The 15,974-nt window shown below is 66.6% G+C and carries 14 protein-coding genes; 13 read left to right on the top strand and 1 reads right to left on the bottom strand.

What is annotated here, in order from left to right; all coding sequences use genetic code 11:
- Positions 1 to 119 precede the first annotated feature (119 nt).
- The 10 genes from I4484_RS13780 to I4484_RS13735 all read left to right on the top strand — a co-directional run bounded on the left by I4484_RS13780 (position 120) and on the right by I4484_RS13735 (position 10,567).
- Positions 120 to 620, top strand: coding sequence for an Lrp/AsnC ligand binding domain-containing protein (locus tag I4484_RS13780; protein ID WP_197447838.1), 501 nt, complete (start codon positions 120 to 122; stop codon positions 618 to 620).
- A gap of 5 nt (positions 621 to 625) precedes the next feature.
- Positions 626 to 1,375 (top strand): molybdopterin-synthase adenylyltransferase MoeB, encoded by a 750-nt coding sequence (locus tag I4484_RS13775; protein WP_197451049.1) that lies wholly within the window; start codon positions 626 to 628, stop codon positions 1,373 to 1,375.
- A gap of 240 nt (positions 1,376 to 1,615) precedes the next feature.
- Positions 1,616 to 2,911 (top strand): FAD-binding oxidoreductase, encoded by a 1,296-nt coding sequence (locus tag I4484_RS13770; protein ID WP_197447837.1) that lies wholly within the window; start codon positions 1,616 to 1,618, stop codon positions 2,909 to 2,911.
- A 38-nt stretch (positions 2,912 to 2,949) separates the two neighbouring features.
- A complete protein-coding gene (locus tag I4484_RS13765; RefSeq protein ID WP_197447836.1) occupies positions 2,950 to 4,296 on the top strand; it encodes a glutamine synthetase family protein in 1,347 nt (448 codons plus the stop codon).
- A 65-nt stretch (positions 4,297 to 4,361) separates the two neighbouring features.
- Entirely contained in the window at positions 4,362 to 5,462 is a 1,101-nt protein-coding gene (locus I4484_RS13760; protein ID WP_197447835.1) for a polyamine ABC transporter substrate-binding protein, read from the top strand.
- Positions 5,463 to 5,630: 168 nt separating this feature from the next.
- On the top strand, positions 5,631 to 6,707 hold the full coding sequence (potA, locus tag I4484_RS13755) for an ABC transporter ATP-binding protein (protein WP_234283539.1): 1,077 nt from the start codon (positions 5,631 to 5,633) through the stop codon (positions 6,705 to 6,707).
- Between the two features lie 23 nt (positions 6,708 to 6,730).
- On the top strand, positions 6,731 to 7,639 hold the full coding sequence (locus I4484_RS13750; protein ID WP_197447833.1) for an ABC transporter permease subunit: 909 nt from the start codon (positions 6,731 to 6,733) through the stop codon (positions 7,637 to 7,639).
- Between the two features lie 2 nt (positions 7,640 to 7,641).
- Complete coding sequence (locus tag I4484_RS13745) at positions 7,642 to 8,478, top strand: ABC transporter permease subunit (protein WP_234283455.1); 837 nt, start codon at positions 7,642 to 7,644, stop codon at positions 8,476 to 8,478.
- A 26-nt stretch (positions 8,479 to 8,504) separates the two neighbouring features.
- Entirely contained in the window at positions 8,505 to 9,797 is a 1,293-nt protein-coding gene (locus tag I4484_RS13740) for an FAD-binding oxidoreductase (protein ID WP_197447832.1), read from the top strand.
- 194 nt (positions 9,798 to 9,991) lie between these two features.
- The gene (locus I4484_RS13735; protein WP_197447831.1) at positions 9,992 to 10,567 is read left to right on the top strand and encodes a glycine zipper 2TM domain-containing protein; all 576 of its coding nucleotides are present in this window, start codon (positions 9,992 to 9,994) and stop codon (positions 10,565 to 10,567) included.
- 57 nt (positions 10,568 to 10,624) lie between these two features.
- Here the strand turns inward: I4484_RS13735 and I4484_RS13730 are convergent, their stop codons facing one another.
- Positions 10,625 to 12,001 (bottom strand): glutamine synthetase family protein, encoded by a 1,377-nt coding sequence (locus tag I4484_RS13730; protein ID WP_197447830.1) that lies wholly within the window; start codon positions 11,999 to 12,001, stop codon positions 10,625 to 10,627.
- 231 nt (positions 12,002 to 12,232) lie between these two features.
- Between I4484_RS13730 and I4484_RS13725 the strand changes: the two genes are divergently transcribed.
- Genes I4484_RS13725 through I4484_RS13715 form a run of 3 tightly spaced genes read left to right on the top strand, consistent with a single transcriptional unit; the run spans position 12,233 to position 15,917 of the window.
- Positions 12,233 to 13,000, top strand: coding sequence for a gamma-glutamyl-gamma-aminobutyrate hydrolase family protein (locus I4484_RS13725; RefSeq protein ID WP_197447829.1), 768 nt, complete (start codon positions 12,233 to 12,235; stop codon positions 12,998 to 13,000).
- 14 nt (positions 13,001 to 13,014) lie between these two features.
- The gene (locus I4484_RS13720; RefSeq protein WP_197447828.1) at positions 13,015 to 14,418 is read left to right on the top strand and encodes an aspartate aminotransferase family protein; all 1,404 of its coding nucleotides are present in this window, start codon (positions 13,015 to 13,017) and stop codon (positions 14,416 to 14,418) included.
- Positions 14,412 to 15,917, top strand: a complete 1,506-nt coding sequence (locus I4484_RS13715; protein WP_197451047.1) for an aldehyde dehydrogenase — start codon at positions 14,412 to 14,414, stop codon at positions 15,915 to 15,917. The genes I4484_RS13720 and I4484_RS13715 overlap by 7 nt, the downstream gene beginning before the upstream one ends.
- The last annotated feature ends 57 nt before the right edge of the window (positions 15,918 to 15,974 follow it).

Below are 15,974 nucleotides of genomic sequence, written 5' to 3'. Positions count from 1 at the left end.
TGTCGGCATGTTTGTACGACCGAACACCAGCGCAGCACCCGATTGCCGCGCTTTTTCAGGTCGATCTGCTGTCATGGCGACGCTTCACTCACTCTGACTCGGCTTCCCGCGACACGACAATGAAATCCAAGACTCGCTCGCTCGACCGCATCGACCTCAAGATCCTGCGCTGCCTGCAGGACAATGCCCGCATCTCCTACGTCGACCTGGCCGCCCAGGTGGGGCTCTCCACCACCCCCTGCCTGGAGCGCGTCAAGCGCCTCGAGAAGTCCGGTGTCATCCGCGGCTACAAGGCGATACTCAATCCCCGCGCGCTCAAGGCCAACCTGCTGGTGTTCGTCGAGATCAGCCTCGAGACCCAGTCACCGGCGGTGTTCGACGAATTCCGTCGTGCCGTGTCGCGGCTGCCGCAGATCCAGGAGTGCCATCTGGTCTCGGGGCAGTTCGACTATATTCTCAAGTGCCGGATCCCCGAGATGTCCGCCTACCGCCAGCTGCTCGGCGACGTGGTACTGACCCTTCCCGGCGTCAAGGAGTCGAAGAGCTACGTGGTGATGGAGGAGGTCAAGGAGGAGTTCTCGCTCTACGTCCCCGACATCGAGGAGCTCGAAGGCAAGTAATGGCCATGAACGACGAGGCGCTGCTGCGCTACAGCCGCCAGATCATGCTGGAGGCGATCGACATCGACGGACAGGAGCGCCTGCTGGCCTCGCGTGCGCTGGTGGTCGGCGCCGGCGGGCTGGGCTCGCCGGTGGCGCTCTACCTGGCCGCCGCCGGGGTGGGGCACCTGACCCTGGCCGACGCCGACGTGGTGGAGCTCTCCAACCTGCAGCGCCAGATCGCCCACGGCATGGCCGACCTGGGGCGCAACAAGGCTGGCTCCGCCCGGGACGCGGCCGCGGCGCTCAATCCGGGCTGCGAGATCCGCGCGATCGAGGCGCATCTCGACGAAGCCGCGCTCGAAGCGGTTGTGCGCGAGGTCGACCTGGTGCTCGACTGCACCGACCGCTTTTCCAGTCGCTATGCCATCAATGCCGCCTGCCAGCGCGCCGGGGTGCCGCTGGTCTCGGGAGCGGCGATTCGCTTCTCGGGGCAGCTGGCGGTGTTCGATCCCCGCGATCCCGCATCGCCCTGCTATGCCTGTCTCTACCCCCCTGGGGAAGGCGGCGATGAAGCGCTGCGCTGCGCCGAGAGCGGCGTGGTGGCACCGCTGGTCGGGCTGATCGGCTGTTTCCAGGCGCTGGAGGCGGTCAAGCTGCTCAGCGGGGCCGGCACGCCGCATCGCGGCCTCTCCACCTTCGACGCGCTTTCCGGCCAGTGGCGTCACTTCCAGGTCCCGCGGGACCCCGGTTGCGCGGTGTGCGCCTCGCGCTGAGTGCTCGTGTGATGGTCATTATTTTACAAGTATGGGCGGCTCGGCAACGCTCTCATCAGCCTCGTTACCTTGAAATTCTACCGTATATTGTTGTTGTGTAAGTCGTTTCGTTGGGTTTCGGCGAAAGTCGCCAAAGGCTGGCATGCCGGTTTCGTTATTGGATACTTGACAGCCCCTGTCGGTATGGTGCCAGACTAGTCGAATCCGATGTCCCGCCGTAGCGCTTCAGGGAAACGCAGCATGGCCACTGCCGCCCAGACCGACAGACCCGCTTCCTACTATCGTGATTCGATCACGGTGCGTCTCGATCAGGCGTGTCCGCCGCTCGCCGGCCATCGGCGTGTCGACGTCTGTGTGATCGGTGGTGGCATCACCGGCTGCTCCGCGGCGCTGCACCTGGCCGAGCGCGGCTACTCGGTGGCGCTGCTCGAGGCGCACGAGATCGGTTTCGGCGCCTCCGGACGTAGCGGGGGGCAGATCCTGCCCGGCCTGGGGACCGATATCGCCACCGTGGAGCAGGCGCTGGGACGCGAGCGTGCCCGCGTGGTGTGGGAGATGAGCCGCGAGGCGGTGCGCCTCACGGCCGAGCTCATCGAGCGCCACGCGATTCCCTGCGACCTCGCCTGGGGCTACCTGCACGCCGCGGTCAAGCCCCGACACGTGCGCGAGCTGCGCGAGATGCAGGAGCGCCTGGCCCGCGACTACGGCTACGCGGCGCTCGAGTGGCTGGAGGGCGAGGCGCTGCGCGAGCGCGTGGTCACCGACGCCTACCCCGGCGCCCTCCTCGAGCATGAGGGGGGGCATCTGCACCCGCTCAACTATACCCTCGGTCTGGCACGGGCGGCTCAGCACGCCGGCGTGACGATCCACGAGCACAGCCCGGCGCTGGAGATTCGCCGCGGCCAGCCGGCCACCGTGGTCACGGCCGGGGGGGAGATCGCCGCCGACTTCGTGGTGGTGGGGGCCAATGCCTACCTGGGGCGCCTGCTGCCGGAGCTCGAGGGACGCGTCATGCGCGCGGCCAACTACATCGTCGCCAGTGAGCCGCTGGGCGAAGCGCGTGCCGCTCAGGTGCTTCCACACAACGATGCCCTGTCCGACGCCAACTTCGTGCTCGACTACTACCGCCTCTCGGCCGACAAACGGCTGATCTATGGTGGAGAAGTCAGCTACGATGGCCGCGAACCCCGCGGGCTTCAGCAGCGCATGGATGCCAAGATCGCGCGTCTGTTCCCGCTGCTCGAAGGGGTGAGAATCGACTACCGCTGGGGCGGCGACGTGGCGATCACGCTCAACCGTGCGCCGGACTTCGGCCGCCTCGGTCACAACGTCTACTACGCCCAGGGCTACTCGGGGCACGGCATGGCGCTGGCCGGGCTGGCGGGGCAGCTGGTGGCCGAGGCCATCGGCGGGCAGAGCGAGCGCTTCGACGTCTTCGCCGCCATGCCCCACCGTCGCTTTCCCGGAGGCGAGCGCCTGCGCACGCCGCTGCTGGTGCTGGCGACCGCTTTCTACAAGCTGCGCGACCGACTATAACGAACGTGACGCCCGGGACGGGCCGCAACGAGGTTCCCATGAAAGATCTGGAAAGCTGGCTGAAGGAGCGACGCATCACCGAGGTGGAGTGCCTGGTCAGCGACATCACCGGCATTGCCCGTGGCAAGATCACGCCGGTGTCGAAGTTCATGGCCGAGAAGGGCATGCGGCTGCCCGAGAGCGTCCTGCTGCAGACCGTGACCGGCGACTATGTCGAGGATGAGCTCTACTACTCGCTGCTCGACCCCGCCGACATCGACATGTTGTGCCGGCCCGACATCTCCGCGGTCTACCCGGTGCCCTGGGCGCTCGAGCCCACCGCCCAGGTGATCCACGACTGCTATGACAAGATGGGCAACCCCATCGAGCTCTCCTCCCGCAACCAGCTCAAGCGGGTGCTGGCGCTCTACGCCGAGCAGGGCTGGAAGCCGGTGGTGGCGCCGGAGATGGAGTTCTACCTGACCAAGCGCTGCGAGGATCCCGACCTGCCGCTGCTGCCGCCGATTGGTCGCAGCGGGCGTCAGGAGACCGGCCGGCAGTCGTTCTCCATCGACGCGGCCAACGAGTTCGATCCGCTGTTCGAGGACATGTACGACTGGTGCGAGGTCCAGGGCCTCGACATCGATACCCTGATTCACGAAGAAGGGACCGCCCAGATGGAGATCAATTTCCGTCACGGCGACCCCCTGGTGCTGGCCGACCAGGTCTTCCTGTTCAAGCGCACCCTGCGCGAGGCGGCGCTCAAGCACGACGTGGTGGCGACCTTCATGGCCAAGCCGATCACCAACGAGCCCGGCAGCGCCATGCACATCCATCAGAGCGTACTGGACGCCACCACCGGCAAGAGCGTGTTCGCCAACGAGGACGGCTCCATGAGCCAGCTGTTCCTGCATCATATTGGCGGCATGCAGCGCTTCATTCCCGAGGCGCTGCCGCTGATGGCGCCCAACGTCAATTCGTTCCGCCGCTTCCTGCCCGATACCTCGGCGCCGGTCAACGTCGAGTGGGGCGAGGAAAATCGCACCTGCGGGCTGCGGGCGCCCGACTCCTCGCCGCAGAACCGGCGTATCGAGAACCGCTTGCCCGGTGCCGATGCCAACGCCTATCTGGCCATCGCGGGAAGTCTGCTGTGCGGCTATCTCGGCATGGTGCAGAAGCTCAATCCCTCTGCGCCGGTGCAGGGCCGAGCCTTCGAACGGCGCAACCTGCGCCTGCCGTTCACCCTCGAGCAGGCGCTCGAGCGGATGGAGCACTGCAGCGAACTGGAGCGCTACATGGGGCACCGGTTCGTGACCGGCTACGTGGCGGTGAAGCGGGTGGAGAACGAGAACTTCAAGAAGGTCATCAGTTCGTGGGAGAGGGAGTTCCTGCTGTTGAGCGTCTAGTGGGGAAGTGCCTGGCCGGCGCCATGGCCAGGCGTACGACAACAATGCGAACAAGAGGTGTCATCATGTCATGTCAACGCAAGCTGACGCGGGCCGCCGCACTGTGCTCCCTGGCCGTGGCCGCTACTGCCCAGGCCAACGAGGTGCGGGTCTACAACTGGTCGGATTACATCGCGCCGGACACCCTGGAGAAGTTCACCGAGGCCACCGGCATCGAGGTGATCTATGACGTCTACGACAGCAACGAGGTGCTGGATGCCGCCGTGCTGGCGGGCCGCTCCGGCTACGACGTGGTGGTGCCCTCCAACTACTACCTGACCCGCCAGGTCAGCGCCGGGGTCTACCAGGAGCTGGACCACGACAAGATCCCCAACATGGAGCACCTCAACCCCGAACTGATGGAGCAGCTGGAGTCGATCGATCCGGGCAGCCAGTACTCGATTCCCTACATGTGGGGCACCAACGGCATCGGCTACAACGTCGAGCGGGTCACCGAGATCCTCGGCGAGGACGCGCCGCTGGACTCCTGGGCGCTGATCTTCGATCCCGAGGTGACCGCAGCGTTGAACGAGGGCGGCTGCGGCATCTCCATGCTGGATACCGGCGACGACATGCTCTCCGCCGGCATGGCCTACCTGGGCCTGTCGCCGACCTCGGAGAAGACCGAGGACATCGAGGCGGCCGGCGACCTGATCGCCGCGGTGCGCGACAATATCACCTACTTCCACTCGTCGCGCTACATCTCGGATCTCGCCAACGGCGACATCTGCGTGGCGGCGGGCTACTCCGGTGACATCTTCCAGGCCGCCGACCGCGCCGAGGAGGCCGGGCGCGACTTCGAGATCGCCTACACCATTCCCAAGGAGGGCGCGGCGCTGTGGTTCGACATGATGGCGATTCCGGCCGACGCGCCCAACCCCGACAACGCCCACGCCTTCATCAACTTTATCCTCGAGCCCGAGATCGCCGCCGACATCACCGAGTACGTGGTGTATGCCAACCCCAACATCGCCGCCAACGAGTTCCTCGACCCTGAGATTCTCAACGACACCTCCGTCTATCCCGACCAGGAGGTGATGGACAACCTGTACGTCCAGGAAGAGAAGCCTCTGGCCGTACAGCGCGTACGCACGCGCACCTGGAACCGGGTCAAGTCCGGCATGTGAGGCCCCGCTGCCGGTCCGCAGGGCCGGCCGTTCTTCCCGTCTGGTCGAGGAGAGGTCGTGATGCCGCAATCCCAGACCCAAGCCGCCGAGACGCCGCGACGAGTCGTGGAGCGTTCGGCCAGCGATGCCGCGGTGGGCAAGCCGCGGCCGGCCCGCGATGAGTCGCTGATGGAGATCCGCCGCGTCAGCAAGCGCTTCGACGGCGTCCTGGCGGTGGATGACGTCAGCCTGTCGATCCGTCGCGGCGAAATCTTCGCCCTGCTGGGCGGCTCCGGTTCGGGCAAGTCGACCCTGCTGCGCATCCTGGCCGGCTTCGAGAAACCCAGCGAAGGGCAGGTGGTGCTCGACGGCGTGGACATTACCGCCATGCCGCCCTATGAGCGGCCGATCAACATGATGTTCCAGTCCTACGCGCTGTTCCCGCACATGACGGTGGCGCAGAACATCGCCTTCGGCCTCAAGCAGGACAAACTGCCGCGCCGCGAGATCGACGAGCGCGTGGCCGAGATGCTCAGGCTGGTGCACATGGAGGGCTATGCCCGGCGCAAGCCGCACCAGCTCTCCGGCGGCCAGCGCCAGCGCGTGGCCCTTGCGCGCTCGCTGGCCAAGCGGCCCAAGCTGCTGCTGCTCGACGAGCCGATGGGAGCGCTGGACAAGAAGCTGCGCACCGAGATGCAGCTCGAGGTGGTGCAGATCCTCGAGCGCGTCGGGGTGACCTGCATCATGGTCACCCACGACCAGGAGGAGGCCATGACCATGGCCGACCGCGTGGCGATCATGGCCGACGGCTGGATCGCTCAGGTGGGGACCCCGATGGATGTCTACGAGAGTCCGGCCAATCGCATGGTGGCGGAGTTCGTCGGCACGGTGAACCTGTTCGAGGGCGAGATCGTGGTCGACGAGGCCGACCACTGCGTGATCGACAGCCCGGCGTTGGGGCGTTCGATTCGCATCGGCCACGGCGTCAGCACCCAGGCCGACGAGCGTCGGGTATGGGTGGCGGTTCGCCCGGAAAAGACGTGGCTGTCCCGCGAGCGCCCGAGCGTCGAGGCCAACTGGGCGCACGGGGTCGTCGAGGACATCGCCTACCTTGGCGGCTTCTCGGTCTACTACGTGAGGCTCGAGAGTGGCCAGCTGGTCAAGGCCAGCATGGCCAATACCGAGCGCCGCGGCGACCGGCCGCACTGGGACGAGCCGGTGTTCGTCCACTGGGACGATCAGAGCGCCGTCATCCTGCACGACTGAGCCCATGACGCCGGGAGATCCGCATGTCTAACTACACCGCTCGCCTGCGGCGGCTGCTCAAGCCCGGTCGCGGTTGGGTCATCGCCGTGCCGTTGCTGTGGCTGACCCTGTTTTTCCTGCTGCCGTTCGGCATCGTGCTCAAGATCAGCCTCTCCGAGGCGGCCATCTCGATACCGCCCTACGGCCCCATCTTCAACTACGCCAACGAGACGTTGAACGTCGTCGTGAGCTTCGGCAACTACCTGTTCCTGGCCACCGACACGCTCTACGTCTCGGCCTACTGGGGCTCGGTGAAGATCGCTCTGCTGGCCACCGTGCTGTGCCTGGCGATCGGCTACCCCATGGCCTACGCCATGGCCCGCGCTCCGGCCCACTGGCAGCTGGTGCTGCTGCTGCTGGTAATGCTGCCGTCGTGGACCTCGTTCCTGATTCGCGTCTACGCCTGGATGGGCATCCTCAGCAACAACGGCCTGGTCAACAACCTGCTGATCTGGGCCGGCGTGATCGACTCGCCGATCCGTATGCTCAACACCAACTTCGCCGTGATCCTCGGCATCGTCTATGCCTACCTGCCGTTCATGGTGCTGCCGCTCTATGCCAACCTGACGCGGCTCGACGTCTCGCTGCTGGAGGCGGCGGAGGATCTCGGCTCGCGCCAGTTCAACACCTTCCTTCGGGTCACCCTGCCGCTGTCCAAGGGCGGCATCATCGCCGGCTCGATGCTGGTGTTCATCCCGGCGGTGGGGGAGTACGTGATTCCCGAACTGCTCGGCGGGCCCAACACGGTGATGATCGGCAAGGTGCTGTGGGAGGAGTTCTTCCACAATCGCGACTGGCCGGTGGCCTCGGCGCTGGCGATGGTGATGCTGGCGATCCTGATCGTGCCCATCGCCCTGTTTCATCGCTATCAGTCCCGCGAGCTTCAGGAGTGACCATGCGCAAGCCATCCTTCACCACCGCGATGCTGATCGTCGGGCTGGTGTTCCTCTACCTGCCGATGATCATCCTGGTCGTCTACTCCTTCAATTCGTCGCGGCTGGTCACCGTGTGGGCGGGCTTCTCGGCACACTGGTACGTTGAGCTGCTGCGCGACCAGCAGATCCTCTCGGCGGTATGGACCAGCCTGCGCATCGCCTTCTTCTCCGCCTCCATGGCGGTGTGCCTGGGTACGCTGGCAGCCTTCGTGATGGTTCGCTTCGCCCGCTTTCGCGGCAAGACCGCGCTCTCCAGCATGGTTACCGCGCCGCTGGTGATGCCCGAGGTGATTACCGGCCTGTCGCTGCTGCTGCTGTTCGTGCACATGGCGCAGCTGATCGGCTGGCCGGCGGACCGCGGCATGGTCACCATCTGGATCGCTCACACCACCTTCTGCAGCGCCTACGTGGCGGTGGTGGTGGCCTCGCGCCTGCGCGAGGTGGATCTGTCGATCGAGGAGGCGGCCATGGATCTCGGGTCGCGCCCGGTGCGTACCTTCTTCCAGATCACCCTGCCGGTGATTGCGCCGGCGCTCGCGGCGGGCTGGCTGCTCGCGTTCACCCTCTCGCTCGACGATCTGGTGATCGCCAGCTTCGTCTCCGGCCCCGGCGCCACCACCCTGCCGATGGTGGTGTTCTCCTCGGTGCGCATGGGCGTGTCGCCCAAGATCAACGCCCTGGCCACGCTGATCATCCTGGCGGTGTCGCTGGCGACCTTCCTCGCCTGGTACCTGATGCGGCGCAGCGAGGCGAGGCGGCGACAGGCGATGCTGCAGGATATGACGGCTGGAAGGTAACTCTTTTCTTTGAGCATGAGGTAGTTATGTCGACCCAAGCCAATGCCGAGCATGTGGCGTCCTACTATGCGGCCACGGCCAACCCCGCGCCCGAGCGTCCCGCCCTGGTCGGCGACGTCGAGTGCGAGGTATGCGTGGTGGGGGCGGGCTTCACCGGCATCTCGGCGGCCCTGCATCTCGCCGAACAGGGGCATCGGGTGGTGGTGCTGGAGGCCGCCCGGGTGGGGTTCGGCGCTTCCGGGCGCAACGGCGGCCAGATCGTCAACAGCTACAGCCGCGACATGGACGTGATCGAGGCCCGGTACGGCACCGACACCGCGCGGGCCCTGGGCGACATGGCCTTCGAGGGCAATCGCATCATTCGCGACCGCATCGCCGGCTACGCTATTGCCTGCGACCTGAAGGAGGGCAACCTGTTCGCCGCCTGCAACCACAAGCAACTCGCCGGACTGCGCGAGCACAAGGCGTTATGGGAGCGCTACGGTAACCAGCAGCTGGAGCTGCTGGAGGGCGAGGCCTACAGGCGCGAGATCGGCAGCGAGCGCTATGTCGGTGCCTTGGTGGACCACTCCGGTGGCCACCTGCACCCGCTCAATCTGGTATTGGGCGAGGCCGCGGCGTTCGAGTCGCTGGGCGGCACGATCCATGAGCAAACGCCCGTGCTCGAGGTGCGTCACGGCGCGAGCGTGACGCTGCGTACGCCGCAGGGGAGCGTGCGTGCCCAGCGGGTAGTGATGGCCGGCAACGCCTACCTGCAGGGGGTATTACCGGAACTGGAGAGCAAGTCGATGCCCTGCGGCACCCAGATCATCACCACCGAGCCGTTGCCGGAAGCGCTGCGTCGCGAGCTGATCCCCCACGACATGGCGGTGGAGGATTGCAACTATCTGCTCGACTATTACCGCTTCACCGCCGACGGCCGGCTGCTCTACGGCGGCGGCGTCAACTACGGCGGCCAGGATCCCTCGGACATCGCCGCGGTAATCCGACCCAAGATGCTCAAGACCTTTCCGCAGCTGGCCGATACGCGTATCGATTATGCCTGGAGCGGCAATTTCCTGATGACGCTCAATCGATTGCCGCAGTTCGGTCGTCTCCGCGACAACGTCTACTATGCCCAGGGCTACTCGGGCCACGGAGTGACCTGCTCGCACCTGGCCGGCAAGCTGATCGCCGAGGTGATGCGCGGTGCGGGCGAGCGCTTCGACGCCTTCGCCGGGCTGCCGCACCTGCCGTTTCCCGGCGGGCGGCTGCTGCGCGTGCCGCTCTCGGCGCTGGGCGCCTGGTACTACGCGACGCGGGATCGGCTCGGCTGGTGAAGTGTCGCCCGCGGCAGACAGCGGGTCAGAAATTGTGGAACCCGCTGCGCTGCGCTTAACGCCGGCCGAGCGCGGCGTATACTGAAACCATTCCCGGGCGGCAAGGAGTCGCCGCCCCGCGTCTCTCCTCCACATCGCATCGAGCCGAGCCTGATAAAGCCCGGGGCGGCATGACGTCCTGCAGGAGGAGCGTGATGAACAAGTCGATCGTGATCGGAACGACACTGAGTGTGCTGGGGCTCGGCGGACTGGGCTTCGGTGCCTGGCAGGTACAGCAGGCACCCCGGGAGAGCGGGCCGCAGTTCGCCGAGGTCGTGGCGGTACAGCCCGTAACCCGCAGCGTCGAGACGCCGCGTGAGGTATGCGAGGACGTCGTGGTGCAGCATCAGGCCCAGGCGCCCAGCCGCGACCCGCATCGCATCGCCGGTACGGCGGCGGGCGCCGTGGTGGGCGGGCTGCTCGGCAACCAGGTCGGGGGCGGTAGCGGCAAGACGCTGGCCACCGTAGCGGGGGCCGTGGGTGGTGGCTTCGCCGGACGCGAGATCCAGGGGCGCATCGAGGCCAACCAGACCCAGACCTACACCACCACGCAGCGCCAGTGTCACACGGTCATGGATAGCGCCGAGGAGACCGTCGGCTATGACGTCACCTGGCGTCACGGCGAACTCACCGAGGTATCGCGTCTCGATCACCGGCCCCAGGGCGATCGCGTGCTGCTCGAAGAGGGCCAGCCGCGCTGGGATCTGCCGCTGGCCAGCACGGACGGCTGATTTTTCCCCTTCCATCGCCCCGGCCTGGGTCGGGGCGATGCGACTTTCCTGCCTGTCCTACACGTGTCTTAGGTACCAGGCATACTCCAGTTGACTCACCGTCTGCAGGGCCAGCTCGCGCTCGGCGCGCCGGTTGGCCACGAAAACGTGGACGAAATCGCGGCCCAGGGCATGCTGCAACGGCTCGCTGGCTTCCAGCAGGTCGAGGGCACGGTGCCAGCTGTTGGTCAGGGTGGGCTCGAACTGCTCATAGGCGTTGCCGACGACGGGGGCGGGCGGCGCCAGCCGCTCCGCGATGCCGTGCTCGATGCTGGCCAGCAGCACGGCGAGCAGCAGGTAGGGATTGACGTCGGCACCGGCGACCCGGTGCTCGATGCGCCGGGCATCGTTGCTGCCCGAGGGAATGCGCAGCGCCACCGAGCGGTTGTCGAAGCCCCAAGTGGGCGTCATGGGTACGTAGAGGCCGGGCTGGAAGCGCCGGAACGAGTTGAAATTGGGCGCGCAGATCGCCATCGAGGCCGGCATCAGCGCAAGCAACCCGGCAACGGCCTGATGCAGGGTGGCGCTACCGAGCGGATCGCCGCTCGCGTCGGCGAAGACGTTGCGGCCGCTGGCGTCGAGCATGCTGAGATGCACGTGGGTGCCGTTGCCGGCTTCGCGGCCATAGGGCTTGGCCATGAACGTGGCCTCGAAGCCGTGATTGAGCGCCACGCCCTTGATCAGACGCTTGAGCAGGACGGCGCTGTCGCACGCCCTGAGCGCATCGTCGCAGTGATAAAGGGTGATCTCGAACTGGCCCGGCGCGCACTCCTTGAGTGCCGTATCGAGTGGCAGACCCTGGCGTTCGGCCGCCCGCTGCACGTCTTCGAGAAAGTCGGCGTATTCGTCGAGCTCGCCGATCGAGTAGAGCTGGCTCTGGCTGGCGCGTTCGCCGCTGCGGGGCGAGCGCGGCGGCTGTATCCGTCCCTCGGGGGTGCGTTCGTGATCCACCAGATAGAACTCCATCTCCACGGCGACCACGGGCGTCAGGCCACGCTCGCTCAGTCGCCCCAGCTGGCGCGACAGCAGCTGGCGTGGGTCGGCGAAGAAGGGGGAGTCGTCGGGTTCGACCATGGTCATCAGCAGTTGCCCCTGGCGGCCGTTGCGTAGCCACGGCGATGGCAGTAGCGTGCCGCCGATAGGGCGGCAGACGCGGTCGCCGTCGCCGCTGGCGAGGCCCAGTCCGGTGGCCTCGATGGTGTGGCCGTTGATGTCCAGGGCGAAGACCGATGCCGGCAGGTTGACGCCCTCTTGGCAGACTTTTTCCAGCTTGTCCCGCGGGATGCGCTTGCCGCGCATGACACCGTTGAGGTCGCTGATCAGCAGGTCGATGCTGTCGATGTCAGGATGGCGCGCGAGAAACTCCCGGGCCTGGTCGGCGCTGAGCGGCGGCATGGGGCACCTGTCAATGTCGCTAGTTCATCATTGGTGCCTATCTTTCGATGAAGCGTTTTTGTTGTCAAATCTTTTACGACTGGTCGTGGCGTATTGCTCATGTTTTTCCGCGAAAACGCTTTGTATGTATAGCTTGATTGAGAGATGGTGGAGGTGGAGTGGATTTTTTTGTCTCGATAGTGGAAAGTTTAATCAACACTGTTTTGTCAGCACGATTTCGAGGAGGCCGTCATGCCGAGCCGACCCCTGGTGGGCGTCATCGCCTGTCGCCGTGAGGTGGAGGGTCACCCCGCCCACGTGGTGACCGACAAGTACCTGAGTGCGCTGCGTGCCTACGGCCTGGCGCCGGTGATGCTGCCGGTCTGGCAGGACGCCGTGGACGGCGACCTGCTCGCGCACCTGGACGGCCTGCTGCTCACCGGCAGCTACTCCAACGTCGAACCCTCCCGCTACGGCGCCGCGCGCGCACCGGAAAACACCCGCGACGATCCGCATCGTGACGCCGCGGCGTTGGCCTGGATACCCGCCGCCATTCGGCGCGGCCTGCCGCTGCTGGGGATCTGCCGCGGCTTTCAGGAGCTCAACGTGGCCTACGGCGGCACGCTGCACCAGGCGGTGCAGAACGTGCCCGGCCTTGCCGACCATCGCGAGCCCGAGGCCGACTACGCGACCCGCTACGCCCCCGCGCATGATGTCGAGCTTTTAGCCGGTGGTCGCCTGGCGGCGCTGTATGCCGAGCCGCATGCGACGGTCAATTCGTTGCATCAGCAGGGCATCGATCGCCTGGGTGATGGCCTGAGAGTGGAGGCGGTGGCGCCGGACGGGCTGATCGAGGCGGTATCGGTGGTCGCAGCCCCGGCCTTCGCCCTGGCGGTGCAGTGGCACCCCGAATGGCGTACACAGGAGCACCCGCTCTACCACGCCCTGTTCGTGGGTTTCGCCGCTGCCTGTCGTGCCCATCTTGCCGACCGTGCCGTTGCTGAGTCGCTATCCATCTGAGCAGGAGAATACCCATGCAGACCCAGGCCTACCGCCAGTTGGATCGTGACCACCACCTGCACCCCTTCACCGACTTCAAGGCACTGGCGGAGGAGGGCAGCCGTATCGTCACCCACGCCGAGGGGGTCTACATTCACGACAGCGAGGGCCATCGCATCCTCGACGCCATGGCCGGGCTGTGGTGCGTCAACCTGGGCTACGGCCGCGAGGAACTGGTCGAGGCGGCTACCGCGCAGCTGCGCGAACTGCCCTACTACAACAACTTCTTCAAGAGTACCCATCCACCGGCAGTGAAGCTGGCCGAGGCGCTGTGCCGGCTGGCGCCGGCGCACATGAACCGCGTGTTCTTCACCGGCTCGGGCTCCGAGGCCAACGATACCGTGCTGCGCATGGTGCGCCGCTTCTGGGCGCTGGAAGGCAAGCCCGACAAGCAGTGGATCATCGCGCGCGAGAACGCCTATCACGGCTCGACGGTTGCCGGCCTGAGCCTCGGCGGCATGGCGCCGATGCACGGCCAGGGCGGCCCTTTGGTGCCGAAGATAACCCATGTGCGCCAGCCCTATTGGTTTGGGGAAGGGCGGCCGGCGGGCCAGGATCCTGGAACCTTCGGTCGCGAGTGCGCCGCGGCCCTCGAGGCGAAGATTCTCGAGCTCGGCGAGGAGAATGTCGCCGCCTTCATCGCCGAGCCGGTGCAGGGGGCGGGAGGTGCCATCATCCCGCCGGAGAGCTACTGGCCGGCGGTCAAGGAGGTGCTGGCCAGGTACGACATCCTGCTGGTGATGGACGAGGTGATCTGCGGCTTCGGCCGCCTGGGGGAGTGGTTCGGCAGCATGCATTACGACCTCGCGCCCGACCTGATGCCGATTGCCAAGGGGCTCTCGTCCGGTTACCTGCCGATCGGTGGCGTGCTGGTGGGCGACCGCGTCGCCGAGACGCTGATCGAGCGCGGCGGTGAATTCTTCCACGGTTTCACCTACTCGGGCCATCCGGTGTGCGCCGCCGTGGCGCTGAAGAATCTCGAGCTGATGCAGGCCGAGGGCGTCGTCGAGCGGGTGCGCAACGACATTGGTCCCTACCTTGCCGAGCGATGGGCCACCCTGGCTGAGCATCCGCTGGTGGGTGAGGTGCGCTCGCTGGGCCTGATCGGTGCGCTGGAGCTGGTCGACCCCGACACCGGCGGGCGCTTCGACAAATCGCTCGGTGCCGGCACCCTGTGTCGCGACATCTGCTTTGAGCTTGGCCTGGTGATGCGCTCGGTGGGTGATACGATGATCATTTCACCGCCGCTGGTCATCTCCCGCGCCGAGATCGACGAACTGGTGAGCCTGGCCCGACAAGCGCTGGACGATACCGAGCGGCGGCTGGTCGCACGAAAACAGGCGGCAGAGTCACCTTCAAGAGAGGAGTCCCGATCGTGAGCCGTACGCCATCCCCCCGCACCCTGGCCGAGTGGCAGGCCCGGGCCGCCGAGCTTTCTTTCGAATCGCGGGCCTTCATCGACGACGCCTTCGTCGCGGCCGAAAGCGGCGACACCTTCGAGTCGCGCAATCCGGCCACCGGCGAGATCCTCGCTCAGGTGGCGAGCTGCGACGAACCCGACGCCGCGCGCGCCGTGGCGGCGGCGCGCCAGGCCTTCGCCGGCGGCGCGTGGTCGCGCCTGGCGCCGGCCAAGCGCAAGAAGACCCTGCTGCGCCTGGCCGACCTGATGGAGGCCCACAAGCACGAGCTGGCGCTGCTCGACACCCTCGACATGGGCAAGCCCATCTCGAGCTCGCTGGGCGACATGGCCGGCGCCATCGGCTGCATTCGCTACCAGGCCGAGTGCATCGACAAGCTCTACGGCGAGGTGGCGCCCACCGGCGAGGAGACCCTGGCCCTGGTGCTGCGCGAGCCCATCGGCGTGGTGGCGGCCATCGTGCCGTGGAACTTCCCGCTGATGATGACCGCCTGGAAGATCGCCCCGGCGCTGGCCGCCGGCAACAGCGTGATCCTCAAGCCCTCGGAGAAGTCGCCGCTCTCGGCGCTGCGCCTGGCGCAGCTGGCCCAGGAAGCCGGCCTGCCCAAGGGCGTGTTCCAGGTGCTGCCGGGCTTCGGCCATACCGTGGGCAAGGCCCTGGCGCTCTCCCACGAGGTCGACTGCCTGGCCTTCACCGGCTCCACCGCGGTGGGCAAGCAGCTGATGCAGTACGCCGGGCAATCCAACCTCAAGCGGGTCTACCTGGAGTGCGGTGGCAAGTCGCCGAACCTCGTCTTCGCCGACTGCAAGGACCTCGACCGGGTAGCCAGCCACGCCGCCGCGGCGATCTTCCACAACCAGGGCGAGGTATGCATCGCCGGCTCCCGGCTGCTGGTGGAGAATGCGATCCGCGACGAGGTCGTCGAGCGGGTACTCAAGGCCGCCGAGAGCATGCAACCGGGCGACCCGCTGGACCCTGCGAGCTTCATGGGCGCCATCGTCGACGAGGCCCAGCATCGGCGTATCCTCGACTACATCCGCCAGGGCGTGGAGGAGGGTGCGCGGCTGCGCACTGGCGGCCAGTCGCTGGAAGGCCCGGGGCTGTTCATCCCGCCCACGGTGTTCGACGGCGTCACGCCGCAGATGACCATCGGCCGCGAGGAGATCTTCGGCCCGGTGCTGGCGGTGTTCGGCTTCGACAGCGAGGAAGAGGCCATCGCCATGGCCAACGACACGCCCTACGGCCTGGCCGCGGGGCTCTGGAGCCAGGACATCGACCGCATCCTGCGCGTGACGCGACGGCTGCAGTCGGGCCAGGTGTTCGTCAACAACTGGGCCGGGGGCGACCAGACGATGCCCTTCGGCGGGGTCAAGCAGTCGGGCAACGGGCGCGACAAGTCGCATCATAGCCTGGAGGAGTATTCCGAACTGAAGAGCGTGTGGATGTCGCTGTCGCTCTGAGGGCTCACCACGACAGGCTACCGACATCGCCTGTTAGGAAATCCTCGACTTGCCGGT

Source organism: Halomonas sp. SS10-MC5 (genome assembly GCF_015992245.1).
GTDB classification, from domain to species: domain Bacteria; phylum Pseudomonadota; class Gammaproteobacteria; order Pseudomonadales; family Halomonadaceae; genus Halomonas; species Halomonas sulfidoxydans.
This window is presented reverse-complemented; position numbering and strand designations above follow the sequence as displayed.